The following is an 18,058-nucleotide window of genomic DNA, read 5'->3' on the forward strand; positions in this document are numbered from 1 at the left end:
GCTTCAGGCCTCGCCGGCGCGGCCTGGCTTGCGGGCCGTGGCGCGATTGGCCCGGGCCTTGACGCTGGCGGTCGGCGTGCCCAGGTATCCCATCACCGCGTCCACCACCGCCCGTTCCAGTTGCCGCGGATCGAACCCGGCCGGCGGCTCCAGCGCCACCGCGTGCACCAGCGACTCCATGATGCGCAACACCACGTAGGTCGCCAGCTCGCGATCCTGCTGCGCGATTTCTTCGCGATGCAGCTCCAGCAGGTGGCGCATGCGGCGGTGGATGTCCTGGTCGGCGCGGCTGTGGTCGCGCGGCTGGTCAAAGAGCGGGAATTCGCGCTCCAGCACGCGGTGCAGCGCCGGCTCCAGCAGGTGCGCGCGCAGCGACGCGGCAACGATGGCCGCGACCCGTTCGCGCAGCGTGGCCGCGGGGTTGCCGTCCAGCACCTCGTCGATCAGCGCCAGCATCTGCTGGTCGTGGCGGTCGTGCAAGGCCGCGATCAGCGCGTTCTTGTTGGGGAAGTACTGGTACAGCGAACCGACGCTGACGCCGGCGGTCTCGGCGATGCGGTTGGTGTTGGTGCCGGCGTAGCCGTGCTCGGCCAGAACGCGAGCTGTCGCTTGCAAAATGATGTCGACGGTTTGCTGTGAACGTTGCTGGCGCGGCGATTTACGGGGCTGCGGGATGGATGTCATTGGGTTCGGGGAAAGCGAGTTTCAAACCTGAGCATCGGTTCATAAAATTTCGGTACGCAACGGGCATCGCGCCGAACTCCGGCCGATTATGCCATCGTCGATTGCGACGAGCGGGCCACCGGGTGCGTTTCCCACTTCCAAGGAATCCTCATGTCGACTTCATCGACGGCCACGGCGCTGCCCGCGGCCGGCGGGACCGCGCGTCCCGTTTTCATGCAGATATTGCCCCTGACGCTGGCGGTCTTCGTCGGCTTTTTCATGGTCGGCCTGCCCATGCCGGTGCTGCCGCTGTACGTCGACGGCGTGCTGGCGCAGGGGGCGCTGGTGGTCGGCATCGTGGCCGGCCTGCAGTTCGCGGCGGCGCTGCTGTCGCGTGCCTGGTCCGGTTCGCTGGCCGATCGGCGCGGCGCCAGGCGCGCGGTGGTCACCGGCTTCCTGCTGGGGTCGGTGGCGGGTCTGCTGTACCTGCTGGCCAACGCGCAGGCAGCGCAACCGCGCGCGGCGCTGGCCGCGTTGATGGCCGGCCGCGCCCTCATGGGCTGCGCCGAAAGCCTGATCGTCACCGGCGCGTTGAGCTGGGGCGTGGGCCGCGTCGGGCCGCGGAACGCGGGCCGCGTGATGGCCTGGATCGGCGTGGCGATCTACGCCGCATTCGGGTTGGGCGCGCCCGCTGGCATGCGCTTGTACGGCGCGGCCGGTTTCGAAGGCATCGCCTGGGCCACGGTGTTCATCCCCGTGCTGGCGTTGGCGCTGGTGCTGCCACAGCGCGGCGTGCCAGCGGCCGGGGGCGCGCGCACGCCGTTCTACCGCGTGCTGGGCATGGTGATGCTGCCGGGCCTGGGGTTGGCGCTGACCAGCGTGGGATTTGGCGTCATCACCGCCTTCATCAGCCTGCTGTTCGCGCAGCGCGGCTGGGACGGCGCTGCGTGGATGTTCAGCCTGTTCGGCGTGGGCTTCATCGTGGCGCGGCTGTTCTTCGCCGGGCTGCCCGACAAGCTGGGTGGCGCGCGCGTGGCGTTGGTGTGCGTGCTGATCGAGGCGGTCGGCCAGTGGCTGATCTGGATGGGCCCGACGCCGGCGTGGGCGTTTGCCGGCGCGCTGTTGAGCGGCGCGGGTTATTCGCTGGCGTTCCCGGCGTTCGGCGTGGAAGCGGTGCGCCGGGTGCCGCCGGCCAGCCGTGGCGCGGCCATGGGGGCGTATGTGGCGTTCCTGGACGTGGCGCTGGGCATTGCCAGTCCCGTTGCCGGCTGGCTGGCCGGCGTGCAGGGCTACGGCGCGGTGTATGCGTTGGGGGGCGCGTGCGCGCTGGGCGCGGTGCTGGTGGCGATGGCGCTGCGCGGTCGCGTTGCCGTGCCATAGGGTGATTGCCGCCAGGCAACGGCAGCGCGCCGACGCCGACGGTTGGCGAGGCTGCCAGGTCGCGCGTATTTATTGATTGAGGGTGACGGCGCCCGCCGATGCGGGCGCCGTTGGCGTTCAGACCGTGGCGGCCATTTCCAGCACTTCGTCATCGACCGGCTGGGCCTGGCCGTCGCGCAGTTGCCGCAGGTGGTCGGCCAGTTCGGCGATGGTCAGGGCGACCAGGCCGTGCTGGGCGGCATAACGCTCCAGCGCGGCGCCGCGCATCATGGTGCCGTCGGCGTTCATCAGTTCGCACAGCACGCCGGCGGGACGCAGGCCGGCCAGCGTGGCCAGGTCGACCGAACCTTCGGTGTGGCCACGGCGGGTCAGCACGCCGCCGGGCTGGGCGCGCAGCGGGAAGACGTGGCCGGGGCTGACGATGTCGTCGGCCTGCGCGGTGGGCGAGATGGCGGCGCGGATGGTGGTGACGCGGTCCACGGCCGACACGCCGGTGCTGACGCCTTCGCGCGCTTCGATCGAGACGGTGAAGGCGGTGGCGAAGCGGCTCTGGTTGCGCTGGACCATGGGGGCCAGGTCGAGGCGGTCGAGGGTTTCGCCGGGCAGGCACAGGCAGACGATGCCACTGCCGTCGCGGATCAACTGGGCCATGACGGGCACGGTCAGCTTGTCGGCGGCGACGATGAGGTCGGCTTCGTTTTCACGGTCGAAGTCATCCATGAGGATGACGGGACGGCCCAGGCGCAGGTGATGCAGGGCGCGTTGCAGGCGCGCGGCGAAGGGCTGGGCGGCCAGGCTGGGGATGGGGGACTGCGGGGTAAGGGTAACGTTGGACATTGAAACGCTCTCGCGAAAAAGTGGGCGAAAAACGTTTCAGGGCTAATCGACAGCCGAACGCAAACCAATTGCCCGCGCGTGTGGGGCGCGGACAGGGGGCGTGTGACGGCACATCTTCTCTCATCCGGACTGTGACCGTCGGCCCTGGCATCTCACCAGATCTGCTGACCCCGGTGTCCTCCGTGAAGGACGCCGGGCGCTCGCGGGCTCGCCAAATTGCTTGGCATACCGCCGGTGGGGAATTTCGCCCCGCCCTGAAGACGTACTGCTTGTTTGTCGTGTTAACGACATCGGGGATTTTACGCTGGTCTTGGGGGTGGTGCTGAATATGCTTATTGCGGGTGGGGTTTTGGGTGGGGGTGGGTTCTTAAGACGCCGGGGTGGCGGGGCTTGGGGGAGCGGGGCTACGATTGCGGTCCGGAGCGTTCGCTCCGGACTGCCCCTTCGTCATCTTCGTCACAGCCTTCGGCTGTTCCTTCAGATTCCCTCGGGCGCATCTACACGCCCCGCTCCCCCCAAGCCCCGCCACCCCCGGCTCGGTCGGTTGTCACTTCACGGGCGTGGGGGCGGGTGGCTTGCTTGGCGTTTTGGCCAAGAGCCGGGCTGGGTCGGAGGGGGGGGCGGGGTCGCCAAAGGCGGCCGCGCGGGCGGCCTTCTTTGGCATTTGGGTGTGTTGCGTCGGGGCGGTGCCGGGTTGGCTGCTGGGCCGGCGTGGCGGCGCAGCGGCTGGCGTTAGGGATGGGCGTCGCGTGGTCTTGGGATGGGTGGGCCGTAGATTCGGGCGGGGCGGGTATCGCCTCGGCCGCGGGCCGCATGGCTGTGGCGCGAGCGTGGTTGGGGCGGGCTGGATAACGGGTGTTGGGCGAGCGCAGCCGTTGTGGCTGCGCTGTTGGCGCCCGCGCCGCTTGCTTACTTCGTGGTTTCCGGTTCCGCTGGCGCTTCGGCCTTTTTCTTTTTCTTCTTCTTTTCGGGCAGCGCCAGCATGGTGCCGCGGCACGGGGGGGTGCCGCAGAGGCACTTGTAGCCTTCCTTCAGGGCCTTGGTGATGCGGCCGTCCAGGACGAGGCCGTAGTCGTAGGAGAGTTCCGTGCCGCGCGGGATGTCCTGCAGCGCGACGATGTAGACGCGCTTGCCGTGCTTGCCTTCCTGGGCCTCGCAGTTGGGCTCACAGGAGTGGTTGATCCAGCGGGCGTCGTTGCCCTGGTCGCCGCCGTCGATGACGCGGCCGGAGCTGAGGGCGAAGAAGAAGGTGTGGAAGGGATCGTCGGGGTTGGTGGGGTGGCGACGGTCGGCTTCCTTGGCGCTGATGCGGGCGCCGCCGTACTCGATGATGCGGGTGCCCGCGGGAATCTTGCGGGCGGCGAAGACGCCGTTGCCGTGCAGCTTGGAGCGGCGCACGACGTACCAGGGCTTGATGGGGGTGTCTTCGGAGGTCATTGAGTGGCGGCAGTGTGGCGGTGAGACGAAACAGAATTATATCGGCGCGCTCATGACAGGATGACAGGCGTATAGTGAGCGCCGCCTTGTTTCTTTGTTTACCCGCACCATGATTGTCCGTCCGCGTCCTTCCGCGCTGGGTTTGTTCTTTGTTTTGCGCGGTTCGATCATTCCCCGCATCTTCAGCCGCATCCTGGTCATTACGCTGCTGTCGTGCGTGGTGGTGTGGATGTACCACCGTCAATGGTTCTCGCCCACGCACCTGTCGGCGGTGCCGTTCTCGCTGTTCGGGCTGGCGCTGTCGGTGTTCATGGGGTTTCGCAACAACGTCTGCTACGACCGCTGGTGGGAAGCGCGCAAGCAATGGGGCGACCTGATCGTGCAGGCCCGCAGCCTGGCGCGCGAGAGCGCGGTGCTGCTGGCGGCCAGCACCGCCAATCCGGTGCAGGAAAGGCTGGTGCGGCGCTGCATCGGCTTCGGTTATGCGCTGGCGGCGCGGCTGCGCGACCAGGACGTGCTGGAAGCGGTGCGGCCCTGGGTGCAGCCGGATGAGCTGGAAACGCTGGCCGGCAACCGCAATGTGCCCGACGCGCTGCTGCTGGCGATCAACCGCGACCTGGCGGCCTGCCTGCGGCGCGGGGAATTGACCGACATCCTCTATCAGGCGCTGACCCAGCGCGTGGCGCAGTGCGCGGCAATCCAGGCGGCCTGTGAGCGCATCAAGTACACGCCGACGCCGTTCGCCTATTCGCTGCTGCTGCATCGCACGGCCTGGCTGTTCTGCCTGCTGCTGCCGTTCGGGCTGGTGGGCACGCTGGAATACCTGATGCCGGTGGCGGTCACCATCATCGCCTATACCTTCTTCGGGCTGGACGCGCTGGGCGACGAGCTGGAAGATCCGTTCGGCCTGGAGGAAAACGACCTGCCGCTGTCGGCGCTGGCGCGGGTGATCGAGATCGACCTGCTGGACGGGCTGGGCGTGCGGCCGCTGCCCGAGCCGGCGCAGCCGGTGGACTGCGTGCTGCGCTGACCTCGCCGCGGCGCCGTGCAGGCGGCGCGTAGCGCCTGGCGCGTGTCTGGGCGCGGCATGCGTTGTCTTGACCGGCCCCGGCGCGCCTGCGCGCCCACGGTTCCTGCGCGCCGGCTCCGCTGCCCGGCCGCGCTCGTTCAGGTCGTCGGCCCGTTCAGCGGCAGCATGGTTTCCTTCAGGCGGCGCAATACGAAGCAGGATTTGCTGTGGCGGATGCCGGGGATGCGGTACAGCTGCTCGCGCAGCAGCCGCTCGTAGTCGCGGGTGTCGCGCACGGCGATGCGGATGTAATAGTCGTAGTCGCCCGACACCAGGAAGGCTTCCAGCACCTCCGGAATCTGCGCCAGCGCCCGCCCGAACTCATACAGCGTTTCCTCGCTGTGGCTCTCCAGCGTGACGTGGACGATGACGGTGTCCATGAAGCCCAGGCTGGCCGGGTCGATGTCGACCGTATAGCCGCGGATCACGCCGGCGGCCTCCATGCGCTTGATCCGGTTCCAACAGGGCGTGGACGACAGGCCGACCGCCGCGCCGATGTCGTTGAGGCTGGCGCGGGCGTTCTCTTGCAGCACGCGCAAAATCGCCAAATCAAACTTGTCCAGGTTCATTTTCTTTGATTTCTCCGATCCAAAGATAAATTTACTGCGTTTGCCGGCAATGCGTGGAAAAGAAGATAAATATTCTCCCGGATTCCCAATAAGATGGATAGCATGAACGATCGCCTGCACCCCTCCGTCGCCGCCGCGCTTGCCGCCCCTGAAACTCCCCCCGCCAATGGGGCCAGGATTTTGCTGGAAACGCTGATTGCGCACGGCGTGGACACCGTGTTCGGCTATCCCGGCGGCGCCGTGCTGCCGCTGTACGACGCGCTCTACGCCGAGCCGCGCCTGCGCCACGTGCTGGTGCGCCACGAGCAGGCCGCCGTGCATGCCGCCGAGGGCTACGCCCGCACCACCGGCCGCACCGGCGTGGTGTTCGTGACCTCCGGCCCCGGCATGGCCAACACCACCTCGGGCCTGCTGGACGCCATGTGCGACTCGATCCCGGTGCTGTGCATCAGCGGCCAGGTCGCCACCAGCGCCATCGGCACCGACGCCTTCCAGGAGTGCGACGCCATCGGCATCTCGCGTTCCGTGACCAAGTGGAACACCCAGGTGCGGTCGGTGGACGACGTCGCCGCCGTCACCGCCCGCGCCTTTGAACTGACGCGCCAGGGCCGGCCCGGCCCGGTGCTGCTGGACTTCCCCAAGGACGTGCAGTTGGCCGTGCCGCGCGACGCGGACGGCGACGACGACACCCCGTCGCAGCAGAAGCTGGCGGCGCTGCGCGCGCGGCGCCAGTCGGGCAAGCTGGCGCCCAAGCTGCCGCAGTCGGCGGTGCGCCGCGCCGCCGCGCTGATCGCGCAGGCCAAGCGCCCCATCTTCTACGGCGGCGGCGGGCTGGTGAACGCCGGCCCCGAGGCCTGCGCCGCCTTCACCGAGCTGGTGCGCGCCAGCGGCGCGCCCTGCACCCTGACGCTGATGGGCCTGGGGGCGTTCCCCGCCTCCGACCCGCAATTCGTCGGCATGCTGGGCATGCACGGCACCGTCGAGGCCAACCTGGCCATGCACAACGCCGACCTGGTGGTCTGCATCGGCGCCCGCTTTGACGACCGCATCACCGGCAAGCTGTCCGAGTTCTGCCCGCATGCGCGCAAGATCCACATCGACATCGACCCCGCTTCCATCAACAAGGTGGTGCGCGTGGACGTGGCCCTGGTGGGCGACTGCCTGCCGCTGGTGCGCGCCCTGCAGGCCGAGCTGGGCGGGCCGCTGGACCCGGCGCGTCTGGCGCCGTGGTGGGCGCGGGTGCAGGCCTGGCGCGCGCAGGACTGCCTGGGCTATACCCCGGCGGCCGACGCCATCCTGCCGCAGCACCTGATGTCGCGCCTGAACGCGGCGCTGGCCGGGCGCGACGCCATCGTCTCGACCGACGTCGGCCAGCACCAGATGTGGGCCGCGCAGTATCTGCGCTTCGACCAGCCGTACCGTTGGCTCACCTCCGGCGGCGCCGGCACCATGGGCTACGGCGTGCCGGCCGCCATCGGCGCGCAGGTCGCGCATCCGGACAAGACCGTGGTGTGCGTCAGCGGCGACGCCTCGGTGCTGATGAACATCCAGGAACTCTCCACCGCCATGCAGCACCAGGCGCCCGTCAAGGTCGTGCTGTGCAACAACGGCTACATGGGCATGGTGCGCCAGTGGCAGGAACTGATCCACGGCGGACGCTACAGCCACAGCTACAACGCCTCGCTGCCCGACTTCGTTGCGCTGGCGCGGGCCTTCGGCTGGGGCGCGGCGCGGGTCGAGGATCCGGCGCAACTGGACGCGGCGCTGGCCGAGTGCCTGGCGCACGACGGCCCCTACTTCCTCGACGTGGCGGTGACGGCGCAGGAGAACTGCTTCCCCATGATGCCGGCCGGCCATGGCCACCACAAGATGATGCTGGCCGAGGGCGTCTGGTACCAGGACGAGACGACCTGAGCCGGCGGCGATTGCCGGGCAGGCGGACATCCCTGCCGGGACCGCCGGAATGATGAAGGGGCCCTTTGCGGGCCCCTTCGTTTTTGCCGCACGGCCAGCGCGCTGTCAGAACTGGATCGACAGGCCGCCGTCCACCACCAGCACGTGGCCGTTCACGTACGACGCCGCCTTGGACGCCAGGAACACCGCCGCGCCGGCGATCTCCTCCGGCTCGCCCCAGCGCCCGGTCGGGTTGCGGGCCGCGATGCGCGGGCCGACCGCCGGGTCGGCCACCATCTGCGCATTGGTCTCGGTGGCGAACGTGCCCGGCGCGATCGCGTTGCTGGTGATGCCGCGCCCGCCGAACTCCGCCGCCAGCGCCCGCACCATGCCGGTCAGGCCCTGCTTGGCGGCCGGATAGACGGCGTCGCCGGCGCGCGCCAGCTCGCCCACCACCGAGGTGATGGCGATCAGGCGGCCGCCGCCCTGGCGCGCCATGCGTTCGGCGGCGTGCTTGGCCAGCAGGATGCCGGCCACCAGGTCGGTGTCGATCAGTTCGCGGATCTCGGCGGCGCTGGTGTCGGCCAGCGTCTTGCGGTTGCGCGCGCCGACGTTGTTCACCAGGATGTCCAGGCGGCCGTGTTCGGCGTCGATGCGCGCGAACGCCCGCGCCATGGCCGTATCGTCGCTGACGTCGAAGGCCAGCGCGTGCGCGTCCAGGCCGTCGCCGCGCAGCGCGGCGGCGGTGCTTGCCGCGGCCTGCTCGTTGCGGCCGTTGATCAGCACGCGCGCGCCGCTGCCGGCCAGCGCGCGGGCGATACAGAAGCCCAGCCCGCGGGCCGAGCCGGTCACCAGCGCGACCTGGCCGCTCAGGTCGAAGTTGCGCAGATAGGGCAAGGAAGTCGTCATGGTTGCGGCTCGGTTCATTCGCGGAATTCGGGCGCCCAGTGCAGCAGCCGCCGTTCCAGCCAGGTGACGCAGTACACCAGCGCGATGCCGACGATGGACAACAGCGTGACCGCCGCGAACATGTCGGTGGCGTTCAGTGTAGCCAGCGCGGTGATCATCAGGTAGCCCATGCCGGTGGTCGAGCCGACGAACTCGGCCAGCACCACGCCGATCAGCGCGAAGCTGATGGCGTTGGGCAGCGCGGCGAAGGTCCAGGCGGCGGCGGTCGGGATGCGCACGCGCCACAGGATCTGGCGCGGCGATCCGCCCAGCGTGCGGCAGAAGTCCACCAGTTCGCGCTCGACGCTGCGCCCGCCCTTGTAGGTGTTGAAGAACACCAGGAAGAACACCACGAACCACGAGGTCACCACCTTGGACGCCAGCCCCAGGCCGAAGAACATGGTGATGAGCGGCACGAAGGCGATGCGCGGCATCGAGTTGAAGGCCACGATGAACGGGTTGAACACGTCCGCCAGGAAGCGGCTGCGGCTGAGCGTCATGCCGACGATGAAGCCGCTGCCCACGCCCACCACCAGCCCCACCAGCGTGGCCTGCAGCGTCAGCCACAGGTGCGGCCAGACCGAGCGCGGCCCGGGCTGCAGCCATTCCCACAGCCGCACCGCCACGCGCGACGGCTGGCTGATGAAGAACGGATCGAACAGCGTGTTCTGGGTGAACCACGGGATGCGCGTCAGCGTTTCCCAGGAACCGAGGATGAGGGCAAGGATCAGCACTTGCCACAAGGTGATGCGCAGGCGCCGCCGCGCGCTGGCGCGGCGGTCCAGCCGCAACTGGTCCTGCAGGGTATCGTTGAATTCGGGAGCGGTCATGGCGGAATCAGGCGGCGGCGCGGAACTGCTGGCCCAGCACGCTCCAGAGGCTTTGCACGTGGGTGACGAACTGCGGCGTCTCGCGCAGGGTGAAGACGTCGCGCGGATGCGGGATGGCGATGCGCTCGTCCAGCAGCACGCGGCTGGGCGGGCCGGACAGCACCACCACGCGGTCGGACAGCAGGATGGCCTCGTCCAGGTCGTGCGTGACCAGCACCACGGTCTGGCCCAGCTTGCGCCAGATCTCCATCAGCTCGCGGTGCAGGTGGGTCTTGGTGTGCGTATCGAGCGCGCCGAACGGCTCGTCCAGCAGCAGGATGCGCGGCTCCACCGCCAGGCTCATCAGCAGCGCCACGCGCCGCCGCATGCCGCCCGACAGTTGGTGCGGAAAGGCGTCGGCGAAGGCCGTCAGGTGGCCCAGCTCCAGCAGCTCGGCCACCCGGCTGGCGATGCGCGCGGCAGGCACGCCCTGGAACTTCAGGCCCAGCGCCACGTTCTTCCTGACGCTGAACCACGGCAGCAGCGTGTCCTTCTGGAAGATGTAGCCCAGCGCCGGCGGCACCTGGCCGTCGACCACCCGTCCGTCCACCACGATGCGGCCGGTGGTGGGCGGCAGGAAGCCGGCGATCATGTTCAGCAGCGTGCTCTTGCCGCAGCCCGAGGGGCCGACGATCGACACGAACTCGCCCGCCGCGATCTCCAGGCTGACTTCGCCCACCGCGTGGGTGGTGCCCTGGCGCGTCTGGTAGGCCTTGCCCACCCGGTCCAGCGTGATCATCGCTAGCTCCGCGCGCGGCGCACGAAGCGCATGTCGACGCACTTGTCGTACGGCACCGTCTTGATCTCGTCGTTCGAGAACTGGCGGCCGTCGCCCATGATGGCGGTCATGCGGTTGTAGGCGTCCTCGGTGATGACGTTGTCCCCCAGGAACACCGTGTCCTTGTACACGCCCAGCGTCTTCTCGATGGCGGCGCGCGGGAAGGCGTTCAGGTAATCGTCGTAGATCACGTCGGCGATCTCGGCGGCGCTGTGGGCGGTGATGAAGTTCTGTGCCTTCACCAGGCCGGTGACGAAGGCCTGCACGGTTTCCGGCCGCTTCTGGATGGTGTCCTGCAGCGTCAGCGCGGCGATGCCCGGCACGTCGCCGCCCATGAATTCGTTCCACGAGGCCTCGGTGGTGGCGTCGAAGATCGGCACGCCCCAGCCTTCCTGCCGGGCCTGCTCCATCATCGACATGGTGGCCATGCTGGCGGCCACCGAGCCGGTCTTGAGCGCGCCCAGCATGGTGGCCAGGTCGCCCAGGGGGCGGATATCGACCTTGTCGGCCACGCCGGCCTTCTGCATCAGGTACAGCGCCATCAGCCAGGTGCTGGACTGCGGCTGGGTCGCGCCCACGCGCTTGCCGGCCAGGTCCTTGAGCGACTTGATCTTGCCGCTGTCGAAATCCTCGCGCCGCACGATGACGTTGGCGTAGGTCAGCTTGCGGTCGAAGCCGAACACCAGCGCGGCCGGCTTGCCGGCCAGCGTCAGCGCCGGCGCGGCGGTGGCGGCCGTGGCGCCGAACGCGATCTGGCCGGCCGCCAGCAACTGGTTGGTGCGCGGGCCGCTCTGCGAATTCAGGTACTCGACCTCCAGCCCCGCTTCGCCGAAGTAACCCTTCTTGAGCGCCACGTAGCCAGCCGCGAAGAACGGGTCGATGCTGCCCTGCCCGTAGACTACGCGGCCCAGCTTGGGCTGCGCGAAGGCGACGCGGCCGCCGATCAGGGTGACGCCGGCCAGCGCCCCGGTAGCGGCCAGCACGCGGCGGCGGGTGGTGAAGTGGGGGCTCGTGCTCATGTCTTCCTCGGTCTCGATCGGGTGTGGTTGTTTGGCGTCAACAATACCGCAGCGGCGCCTGCCGTCCAACAATGGAAAACGCCCGGTTGCCCGGGCGTTCTCGTCGTGCCACGCAAGTGTAGACCGTGGCGGCTTATGCCGCGGTCTTCTTGGGCGCGGCCTTCTTCACGGCTTTCTTGGCGGCGGTCTTGGTCGCCGTCTTGGTGGCCGTTTTCGTGGCGGTCTTGGTGGCGGTCTTCTTCACCGCGGCCTTCTTGGCCGGCGCCTTCTTCGCCGCCGTCTTGGTGGCGGCGCCGGCGGTCTTGGCCGGGGCGCGGCCGCGGCCGGGTTTCTCCGGACGCGGTTCGAACTCGAAGCCGATCTTGCCGTCGGGCTGGCGCACCAGGAAAGCCTTGAACTTGCGGTTGGTGCGGCTGGACACGAAGCCGTCGAGCAGGTCGGTGCGGCCGTCGGTCAGCAGCTTTTCCATCTGCTCGCGCGAGATTTCCTGCTGCAGGATGACCTTGCCCGAGCGGAAGTCGCAGCTCTTTTCAGGGCCGACAGACTTTTCGCAGACGTAGCTCATGCCGTGCTCGAACACGCGCGACTGGCATTTGGGGCAGGTGCCCACCGGCGTGTGGCCGGAGAAGTCCACCGCCTCGTTGTCGTCCTCGTCGTTCTGGCCGAAGTCGAATTCCAGCTTGTACTCGTCGCTGATGCGCAGGATGGCGGCGAACGGCCGGCCCATCTTGCTGATGAAGCCCTGCAGCGGACCGATCTCGCGCTTGGCCAGCAGTTCCTCGACTTCCGGCAGCTCGAAGGTGCGGCCGCCCGGGTGCTTGCCGATCGAGAAGTCGCAGTTGGTGCAGGCAAAGCGGCGGTAGTTTTCCTTGACCACCCCGCCGCACTTGGGGCACGGCGTCTGCAGCGTGGCGTAGTCGCCGGGCACCGTGTCGCGCTCGTATTCCTTGGCGCGCTTGACGATCACCTGCGTCATCTGGGCGATCTCGCGCATGAAGGCCTGGCGGTCCAGCGCGCCCTGCTCGATCTGCTTGAGCTTGTGTTCCCATTCGCCGGTCAGCTCGGGCGAGGTCAGTTCCGACACGTCCAGGCCCGACAGCAGCGTCATCAGCTGGCGCGCCTTGGCGGTCGGCACCAGGTCGCGGCCCTCGCGGCGCAGGTAGACCTCGTTGAGCAGGCCTTCGATGATGGCCGCGCGCGTGGCCGGCGTGCCCAGGCCGCGCTCGGACATGGCCTCGCGCAGTTCCTCGTCGTCCACCAGCTTGCCGGCGCCTTCCATGGCCGACAGCAGCGTGCCTTCGTTAAAGCGCGCCGGCGGCTTGGTGGTCAGGCCCACGGCTTCGACGTCCTCGGTGCGCACGGTCTCGCCGTCGCCCACCGGCACCAGGTTGGCGTCCTCGCCCTGGGCTTCCTTGCCGTACACGGCCAGCCAGCCCGGATTGACCAGCACCTTGCCGTCGGTGCGGAAGCGATGCCCCTGCACCTCGGTCATGCGGGTGGTGACGCGGTATTCGGCGGCCGGGAAGAACACGGCCAGGAAGCGCTTGAGCACCAGGTCGTACAGCTTGGCCTCGGCCTCGCTCAGGTCGTGCGGGATCTGCAGCGTCGGGATGATGGCAAAGTGGTCCGACACCTTCTTGTTGTCGAAGATGCGGCGGTTCGGCTTGACCCAGTGCTGGCTGACCACGGTCTCGGCATGGCGCGACAGCCCGCCGACGGCGTTGGAGCCGCCCTTGGCCAGCGCGCGCATGGTTTCCTGCACCGTGCCGATGTAGTCCTCGGGCAGATAGCGCGAATCGGTACGCGGGTAGGTCAGCGCCTTGTGGCGTTCGTACAGGGTCTGGGCCAGCGCCAGGGTGGTCTTGGCCGAGAAGCCGAAGCGGCCGTTGGCCTCGCGCTGCAGCGAGGTCAGGTCGTACAGGGCCGGCGACATCTGGGTCGACGGCTTGGATTCCTCGGTGACGCTGCCCGGCTGGTCGCGGCAGGCGGCCACCACGCTCTGGGCGGCGGCCTGCGACCACAGGCGCGACTCGCGCTTCTCGGGGTCGCGCTCGTCCTTCTTGAAGTCCGGATCGATCCAGCGGCCTTCGTACAGGCCGGCGGCGGCCACGAAGGTGGCGCGCACTTCCCAGTAGTCGCGCGGCACGAAGCGGCGGATGCGTTCCTCGCGCTCGGCCACGATGGCCAGCGTGGGGGTCTGCACCCGGCCCACCGGCGTCTTGAAGAAGCCGCCGTCCTTGCTGTTGAAGGCGGTCATGGCGCGGGTGCCGTTGATGCCCACCAGCCAGTCGGCCTCGGCGCGCGAGCGGGCGGCGGCCTCCAGCGGCTTGAGCTGGCTGTCGTCGCGCAGGTTGGCGAAGGCCTCGCGGATGGCGGCCTGCGTCATGGATTGCAGCCACAGGCGCTGGATGGGCTTTTTCACGCCCGCATACTGAATGATGTAGCGGAAGATCAGTTCGCCCTCGCGCCCCGCGTCACAGGCGTTGATGATGGCATCGACGTCCTTGCGCTTGGCCAGGCGCACCAGCAGCTTGAGGCGCTCGGCGGATTTCTTGTCGGTCGGCCCCAGCTCGAATTCAGGCGGAATTACTGGCAGGTGCGTGAAGCTCCATTTCCCCTTGACCGGATCGTTGGGCGCGACCAAGCTAAGCAAATGCCCGATGCTGGACGCCAGTACGTAACGTTCGCTTTCAAAATAGTCGCCCTCGCGCGCAAAGCCTCCCAAGGCGCGTGATATATCAAGGGCCACCGAGGGCTTCTCGGCAATAATCAGCGTTTTATTCATGTGTATCCAGTGGCGGCAGTCCCGCCGTAGTAGCGCGGATAATAAGATCGGAGTTTCGCGAGATGCAAGTCGGCATTGAACGGCAAGTGGGATCGGAACTTCACGCATGGCGTCAATTCCTGGCGCGCAGCACCCTCTGGCTGGGGGTCCTGCTGCTCGGCAGCGCCGCCATCTGCTGGGTCGCGGCGAACTGGCAGGACATGACAAAAATCCAGCGCTTCTCCGGCACGCAGGGCCTCCTGGCCCTGACCGCGCTGGCGGCCGCCTGGACCGGTTTGCGCCTGCGCGCCACCCCTGGCGTGCGCCGCAGCATTCCCGGCGCGCTGCTGGCCCTGGCCGGCATCCTGCTCGGCGCCCTGCTCGCGTTATTAGGCCAAACTTACCAGACTGGCGCCGATACCTGGGAATTGTTCGCCTGGTGGGCGGTCCTGCTGCTGCCGTGGGCATTGGTGGCGGCCAGCCAGGCCGTCTGGCTGCTGTGGGCGCTGGTGACCAACGTCGCCCTGGTCCTGTGGCTGGGCGAGCGCGCCTTCACCTGGTGGCTGATCCTGGGCGGTCCCCAGATCGCCAGCCTGATCGTGGCCGCCTGGAACCTGCTGTTGCTGCTGGGCTGGGAACTGGCGGCGCGCCGCTGGCGCGCCAGCACCTTGGTCGGACCGCGGGTCCTGGCGGCGCTGGTGATCAGCGCGCTGGTGACGGCGCTGGTGTTCGGCCCGATGGTGACGGTGCTGGTGATCGGCAACGGCCTGTCGCGCGGCCTGGGCTCCGTCAACAGCCTGGCCTGGATCGCGGTGACGCTGGGCCTGGGTTTCTATTACCAGCGCGGCCGCCGCGACCTGGTCATCCTGGCCATGCTGGTGGCCGGCGTCATCTGCGTCTCGCTGCGGGTGGTAGGCGAATGGCTGCTGCGGCTGGAGCCTGGTATCTGGGCGGCCCTGCCGCTGGCGGCGCTGCTGATGGCCGAGGCCGTCTGGGCGGCGCGCTGGCTGCGCGGACTGGCCGCCGGGCCGCGGGCGGCGGTCGCGGCCCCGGCCGATGCCGAGCCCGCCGCCGCCTCGGCCGGCAACGCGGTCGATCCCGGCGAGGCCGGCGAACCCGTGGCGCAACTGGCGCCGCCCGCCGTGCCGCACACCGAGCCGCCCTGGTACGTGCAATGCATCCTGGCGCTGAGCGCCTGGCTGTCGACGGTGCTGTTGCTGGCGTTCGTCGCCTTCTCGGGCATGATCAATTCAGAGGAAGGCGCGCTGGTGGCCGGCCTGGTGCTGTGCGCCGCCGGCGTGGCCGTGCTGCGCAGCGACGCCGGCCCGTTCTGGCGCCAGTGCGGCACCGCCATGGCCTTCGCCGGGCAGATCCTCATCATCTACGGCATGTCCAGCTCGACCTCGTTCGCCAGCGCCTGCCTGTTCGTGCTGCTGATGGCCACGGCGGTGTACGCGCTGGGGCCGGACGTGATTCTGCGCTTCCTGAGCGGCGGGCTGATCGCCCTGGCCGGCGCCGGCCTGATCTGGCGCATCCTGGCGCCCGAGCTGCTGCGCGAGGACATGATCGACTCCCTGCTGTATCTCGACATGGCCCGCGCCGCCTTCATCTGGCTGCCCATCGCCGTGACCGGCGCCTGGGCCACGGCGGTGATCCTGACCCTGGCGCACCGGCTGGGCGGCAAGCGCGGCCACGCGCTGCAACCGCTGGCCTGGGCCTTTCTGCTGTCGGTGCAGGGCATGGTGTGGCTGGCCAGCGGCCTGTCGGTGCTGCAACTGCCGGCCATGTGGCAACTGCACGCACAGACCGCCGTGCTGGTATGCGCGGGCGCGCTGCTGCCAGCGGCGGCGGCAATGGCGGTGCTGTGGCCGCGCCGCCAGGTGCTGACGGGCGGCGTCACCTGGGGCGTGCCCATCGCCCTGCTGCTGCTGGCGCTGTTCTGGCTGCCCAGCCCCGGCGTGGGCTTCGCGCTGGCCTGGCTGCTGCTGGGCTTCGGCCTGAACCAGCCGCGGGTGGCGCTGTTCGGCGTCTTCAGCCTGCTGGCTTACCTGGGCGTCTATTACTACCAGCTGGACGTGCCGCTGCTGCAGAAGTCCTTGTGGCTGGGCGGCGGCGCCGTGCTGCTGTTCGTGCTGCGGGGGCTGGTGTGGCTGGTGCCGCGCTTGATGCGCACCCAGGAGCCGTCGCGCCGCGCGCCGCTGCCGCCGGTCTCGCCGGCCCTGCGCTGGCGCACCCTGGCGATCCTGGGCGGCCTGGCGCTGGTGCTGGTGGTGGCCAACGGCAGTATCTGGCAGCGCGAAAAACTGCTGGCCAACGGCAGGCTGGTGATCCTGGAATTGGCGCCGGTCGACCCGCGCTCGCTGATGCAGGGCGACTACATGGCGCTCAACTTCGCCGCCGGGCGCGAAGTCACCCGGCTGCGGTTGAGCGGCGAGCGCCGGGACACGGAGGACGCCGTCATGGGCGAAGCGTCCGACGGCTACGTCATGCTGACCGGCGATTCGCGCGGCGTGTACCAGCCCGTGCGCATCCAGACCGACGCCAAGCCGCATGGCGACGGCGAAGTGCCGCTGCGCTATCGCGTGCGCGACAACCAGGTGCGTATCGTCACCAATGCCTATTTCTTCCCTGAAGGCCAGGCCAAGCGCTATGAGGTCGCCAAGTTCGGCGAGCTGCGCGTGGCCGAGAACGGCGAGGCCCTGCTGGTGCGCATGCTGGGCGAGGATCTGCAGCCGTTGTAGGGATCACAGGTCGGCGGCGCTCCACCCGGCGTGATGTGGCCGGGTGGCCGTCGGCCATGCATCGGAACGGGCGTCTCGGCACGCGCGATTGCACTGCCCGTGACGGCCGCCGGCTCCTGCCGGCCATGCCGGATCAGGGCAGCGGAAAGCGCGCGGCCCAGCGCGCCGTCGCCTCGCGCAGGAAGGCCGCCGTGTCCGGCGCGTCCAGCGGCGCGAAGCCCAGCGCGCGCCAGGCGTCTTGCAGCGACGCCAGCGGCGCGCTCGTGTCGATGGCCGGGGCGCCGTTCTGCTTGGACAGCTTCAGGCCGCTGGCAGGGTCCAGGATCAGCGGCACGTGCAGATAGCGCACCGGCGGCAGGCCCAGCAGCCGGCCCAGCACGCGTTGGCGCGCCGTGGAGCTGAGCAGGTCGGCGCCGCGCACCACGTCGGTCACGCCCTGCGCGCCGTCGTCCACCACCACCGCCAGTTGATAGGCCCACAGGCCATCCGCGCGCTTCACGGCGATGTCGCCCACCGCCCGCGCCACGTCCTGCTCCTGCGGCCCCAGCCAGCGGTCCTCGAAACGCTCCACCCCTTCCGGCATGATCACGCGCCAGGCGCGCGCCTCGCGTCCCGGCGCCAGGCCGTGGCGGCAGGTGCCGGGGTATGGGCGTTCACCGTCCGCGCCCGGCGCCGCCTGGCCGCGCAGCGCCGAATCGGCGATCTCGCGGCGGGTGCAGCCGCAGCCATAGACCAGCCCGCGCGCGGCCAGCGCGTCGAAGGCCGACTGATAGGCGTCGCCGCGTTGCGATTGCCAGACGATGTCGCCATCCCAGCGCAGGCCCAGGGCCTCCAATTGGCCCATGATGGTCTCGGCCGCGCCGGGCACCGTGCGCGGCGTGTCCACGTCCTCGATGCGCAGCAGCCAACGGCCGTGGTGGGCGCGCGCATCCAGCCAGCTGGCCAGCGCGGCCACCAGCGAGCCCGCGTGCAACGGGCCGCTGGGGCTGGGGGCGAAGCGGCCGGTGTAGGTCACGGGATGGCGAAGCGGAGCAAGGGGGTTGCGGCGTGGCGACGCCGCGCGCAGCAAGCGCGCGCGTCGCGGGGATACG

General features: G+C 69.3%; 14 protein-coding genes and 1 riboswitch. Of the genes, 4 read left to right on the top strand and 10 right to left on the bottom strand.

Going from position 1 to position 18,058, the window contains the following annotated elements; translation table 11 throughout:
• Nucleotides 1-3: 3 nt before the first annotated feature.
• Nucleotides 4-684, bottom strand: coding sequence for a TetR/AcrR family transcriptional regulator (locus ABFG95_RS15155; RefSeq protein ID WP_175146045.1), 681 nt, complete (start codon nucleotides 682-684; stop codon nucleotides 4-6).
• A gap of 150 nt (nucleotides 685-834) precedes the next feature.
• On the opposite strand from ABFG95_RS15155, the gene ABFG95_RS15160 reads away from it, so the two are divergent.
• Nucleotides 835-2,043, top strand: a complete 1,209-nt coding sequence (locus tag ABFG95_RS15160; RefSeq protein WP_241121298.1) for an MFS transporter — start codon at nucleotides 835-837, stop codon at nucleotides 2,041-2,043.
• Nucleotides 2,044-2,160: 117 nt separating this feature from the next.
• On the opposite strand, the gene ribB is transcribed toward ABFG95_RS15160, so the two are convergent.
• Both ribB and ABFG95_RS15170 read right to left on the bottom strand, forming a co-directional pair.
• Nucleotides 2,161-2,880 carry a 3,4-dihydroxy-2-butanone-4-phosphate synthase gene (gene ribB, locus ABFG95_RS15165; protein ID WP_068981151.1) on the bottom strand — a complete coding sequence of 240 codons (720 nt, stop codon included), beginning with the start codon at nucleotides 2,878-2,880 and terminating at the stop codon, nucleotides 2,161-2,163.
• Between the two features lie 108 nt (nucleotides 2,881-2,988).
• Nucleotides 2,989-3,146, bottom strand: a riboswitch (FMN riboswitch).
• Between the two features lie 643 nt (nucleotides 3,147-3,789).
• Nucleotides 3,790-4,317, bottom strand: a complete 528-nt coding sequence (locus ABFG95_RS15170) for an SET domain-containing protein-lysine N-methyltransferase (protein ID WP_006389476.1) — start codon at nucleotides 4,315-4,317, stop codon at nucleotides 3,790-3,792.
• Between the two features lie 109 nt (nucleotides 4,318-4,426).
• On the opposite strand from ABFG95_RS15170, the gene ABFG95_RS15175 reads away from it, so the two are divergent.
• Entirely contained in the window at nucleotides 4,427-5,347 is a 921-nt protein-coding gene (locus tag ABFG95_RS15175; RefSeq protein WP_059272877.1) for a bestrophin family ion channel, read from the top strand.
• A gap of 137 nt (nucleotides 5,348-5,484) precedes the next feature.
• Here the strand turns inward: ABFG95_RS15175 and ABFG95_RS15180 are convergent, their stop codons facing one another.
• Nucleotides 5,485-5,955, bottom strand: coding sequence for an Lrp/AsnC family transcriptional regulator (locus ABFG95_RS15180; protein ID WP_006389474.1), 471 nt, complete (start codon nucleotides 5,953-5,955; stop codon nucleotides 5,485-5,487).
• A gap of 93 nt (nucleotides 5,956-6,048) precedes the next feature.
• On the opposite strand from ABFG95_RS15180, the gene ilvB reads away from it, so the two are divergent.
• The gene (gene ilvB / locus ABFG95_RS15185; RefSeq protein ID WP_156525640.1) at nucleotides 6,049-7,869 is read left to right on the top strand and encodes a biosynthetic-type acetolactate synthase large subunit; all 1,821 of its coding nucleotides are present in this window, start codon (nucleotides 6,049-6,051) and stop codon (nucleotides 7,867-7,869) included.
• 105 nt (nucleotides 7,870-7,974) lie between these two features.
• Here ilvB and ABFG95_RS15190 read toward each other — a convergent pair whose 3' ends face one another.
• From ABFG95_RS15190 to ABFG95_RS15210, 5 genes are all read right to left on the bottom strand, one after another.
• Nucleotides 7,975-8,757, bottom strand: a complete 783-nt coding sequence (locus ABFG95_RS15190) for an SDR family oxidoreductase (protein WP_278991747.1) — start codon at nucleotides 8,755-8,757, stop codon at nucleotides 7,975-7,977.
• Nucleotides 8,758-8,771: 14 nt separating this feature from the next.
• The gene (locus tag ABFG95_RS15195; RefSeq protein WP_054418774.1) at nucleotides 8,772-9,626 is read right to left on the bottom strand and encodes an ABC transporter permease; all 855 of its coding nucleotides are present in this window, start codon (nucleotides 9,624-9,626) and stop codon (nucleotides 8,772-8,774) included.
• A gap of 7 nt (nucleotides 9,627-9,633) precedes the next feature.
• Nucleotides 9,634-10,404 carry an ABC transporter ATP-binding protein gene (locus ABFG95_RS15200; protein ID WP_020925717.1) on the bottom strand — a complete coding sequence of 257 codons (771 nt, stop codon included), beginning with the start codon at nucleotides 10,402-10,404 and terminating at the stop codon, nucleotides 9,634-9,636.
• A 2-nt stretch (nucleotides 10,405-10,406) separates the two neighbouring features.
• Entirely contained in the window at nucleotides 10,407-11,462 is a 1,056-nt protein-coding gene (locus ABFG95_RS15205) for an ABC transporter substrate-binding protein (protein ID WP_049070409.1), read from the bottom strand.
• Nucleotides 11,463-11,595: 133 nt separating this feature from the next.
• Nucleotides 11,596-14,247 carry a DNA topoisomerase III gene (locus ABFG95_RS15210; RefSeq protein WP_054485405.1) on the bottom strand — a complete coding sequence of 884 codons (2,652 nt, stop codon included), beginning with the start codon at nucleotides 14,245-14,247 and terminating at the stop codon, nucleotides 11,596-11,598.
• Between the two features lie 62 nt (nucleotides 14,248-14,309).
• Here ABFG95_RS15210 and ABFG95_RS15215 point away from each other — a divergent pair, with 62 nt between their 5' ends.
• Nucleotides 14,310-16,967 carry a GDYXXLXY domain-containing protein gene (locus ABFG95_RS15215; RefSeq protein ID WP_348994724.1) on the top strand — a complete coding sequence of 886 codons (2,658 nt, stop codon included), beginning with the start codon at nucleotides 14,310-14,312 and terminating at the stop codon, nucleotides 16,965-16,967.
• Nucleotides 16,968-17,100: 133 nt separating this feature from the next.
• Here ABFG95_RS15215 and gluQRS read toward each other — a convergent pair whose 3' ends face one another.
• Nucleotides 17,101-17,982 (bottom strand): tRNA glutamyl-Q(34) synthetase GluQRS, encoded by an 882-nt coding sequence (gene gluQRS / locus ABFG95_RS15220; RefSeq protein WP_278991751.1) that lies wholly within the window; start codon nucleotides 17,980-17,982, stop codon nucleotides 17,101-17,103.
• Nucleotides 17,983-18,058 lie beyond the last annotated feature (76 nt).

This window comes from Achromobacter sp. HNDS-1 (assembly GCF_040084795.1).
Classification (GTDB): Bacteria; Pseudomonadota; Gammaproteobacteria; order Burkholderiales; family Burkholderiaceae_B; genus Achromobacter; species Achromobacter ruhlandii.

Bases quoted from the DNA above. Each gene is read 5' to 3' on its own strand.
- ABFG95_RS15200 (WP_020925717.1), bottom strand. From the start codon at position 10,404: ATGATCACGCTGGACCGGGTGGGCAAGGCCTACCAGACGCGCCAGGGC.
- ABFG95_RS15175 (WP_059272877.1), top strand. From the start codon at position 4,427: ATGATTGTCCGTCCGCGTCCTTCCGCGCTGGGTTTGTTCTTTGTTTTG.
- ABFG95_RS15170 (WP_006389476.1), bottom strand. From the start codon at position 4,317: ATGACCTCCGAAGACACCCCCATCAAGCCCTGGTACGTCGTGCGCCGC.
- ribB (WP_068981151.1), bottom strand. From the start codon at position 2,880: ATGTCCAACGTTACCCTTACCCCGCAGTCCCCCATCCCCAGCCTGGCC.
- ABFG95_RS15215 (WP_348994724.1), top strand. From the start codon at position 14,310: ATGCAAGTCGGCATTGAACGGCAAGTGGGATCGGAACTTCACGCATGG.
- ABFG95_RS15180 (WP_006389474.1), bottom strand. From the start codon at position 5,955: ATGAACCTGGACAAGTTTGATTTGGCGATTTTGCGCGTGCTGCAAGAG.
- ilvB (WP_156525640.1), top strand. From the start codon at position 6,049: ATGGATAGCATGAACGATCGCCTGCACCCCTCCGTCGCCGCCGCGCTT.
- ABFG95_RS15195 (WP_054418774.1), bottom strand. From the start codon at position 9,626: ATGACCGCTCCCGAATTCAACGATACCCTGCAGGACCAGTTGCGGCTG.
- ABFG95_RS15190 (WP_278991747.1), bottom strand. From the start codon at position 8,757: ATGACGACTTCCTTGCCCTATCTGCGCAACTTCGACCTGAGCGGCCAG.
- ABFG95_RS15155 (WP_175146045.1), bottom strand. From the start codon at position 684: ATGACATCCATCCCGCAGCCCCGTAAATCGCCGCGCCAGCAACGTTCA.
- ABFG95_RS15210 (WP_054485405.1), bottom strand. From the start codon at position 14,247: ATGAATAAAACGCTGATTATTGCCGAGAAGCCCTCGGTGGCCCTTGAT.
- ABFG95_RS15205 (WP_049070409.1), bottom strand. From the start codon at position 11,462: ATGAGCACGAGCCCCCACTTCACCACCCGCCGCCGCGTGCTGGCCGCT.
- ABFG95_RS15160 (WP_241121298.1), top strand. From the start codon at position 835: ATGTCGACTTCATCGACGGCCACGGCGCTGCCCGCGGCCGGCGGGACC.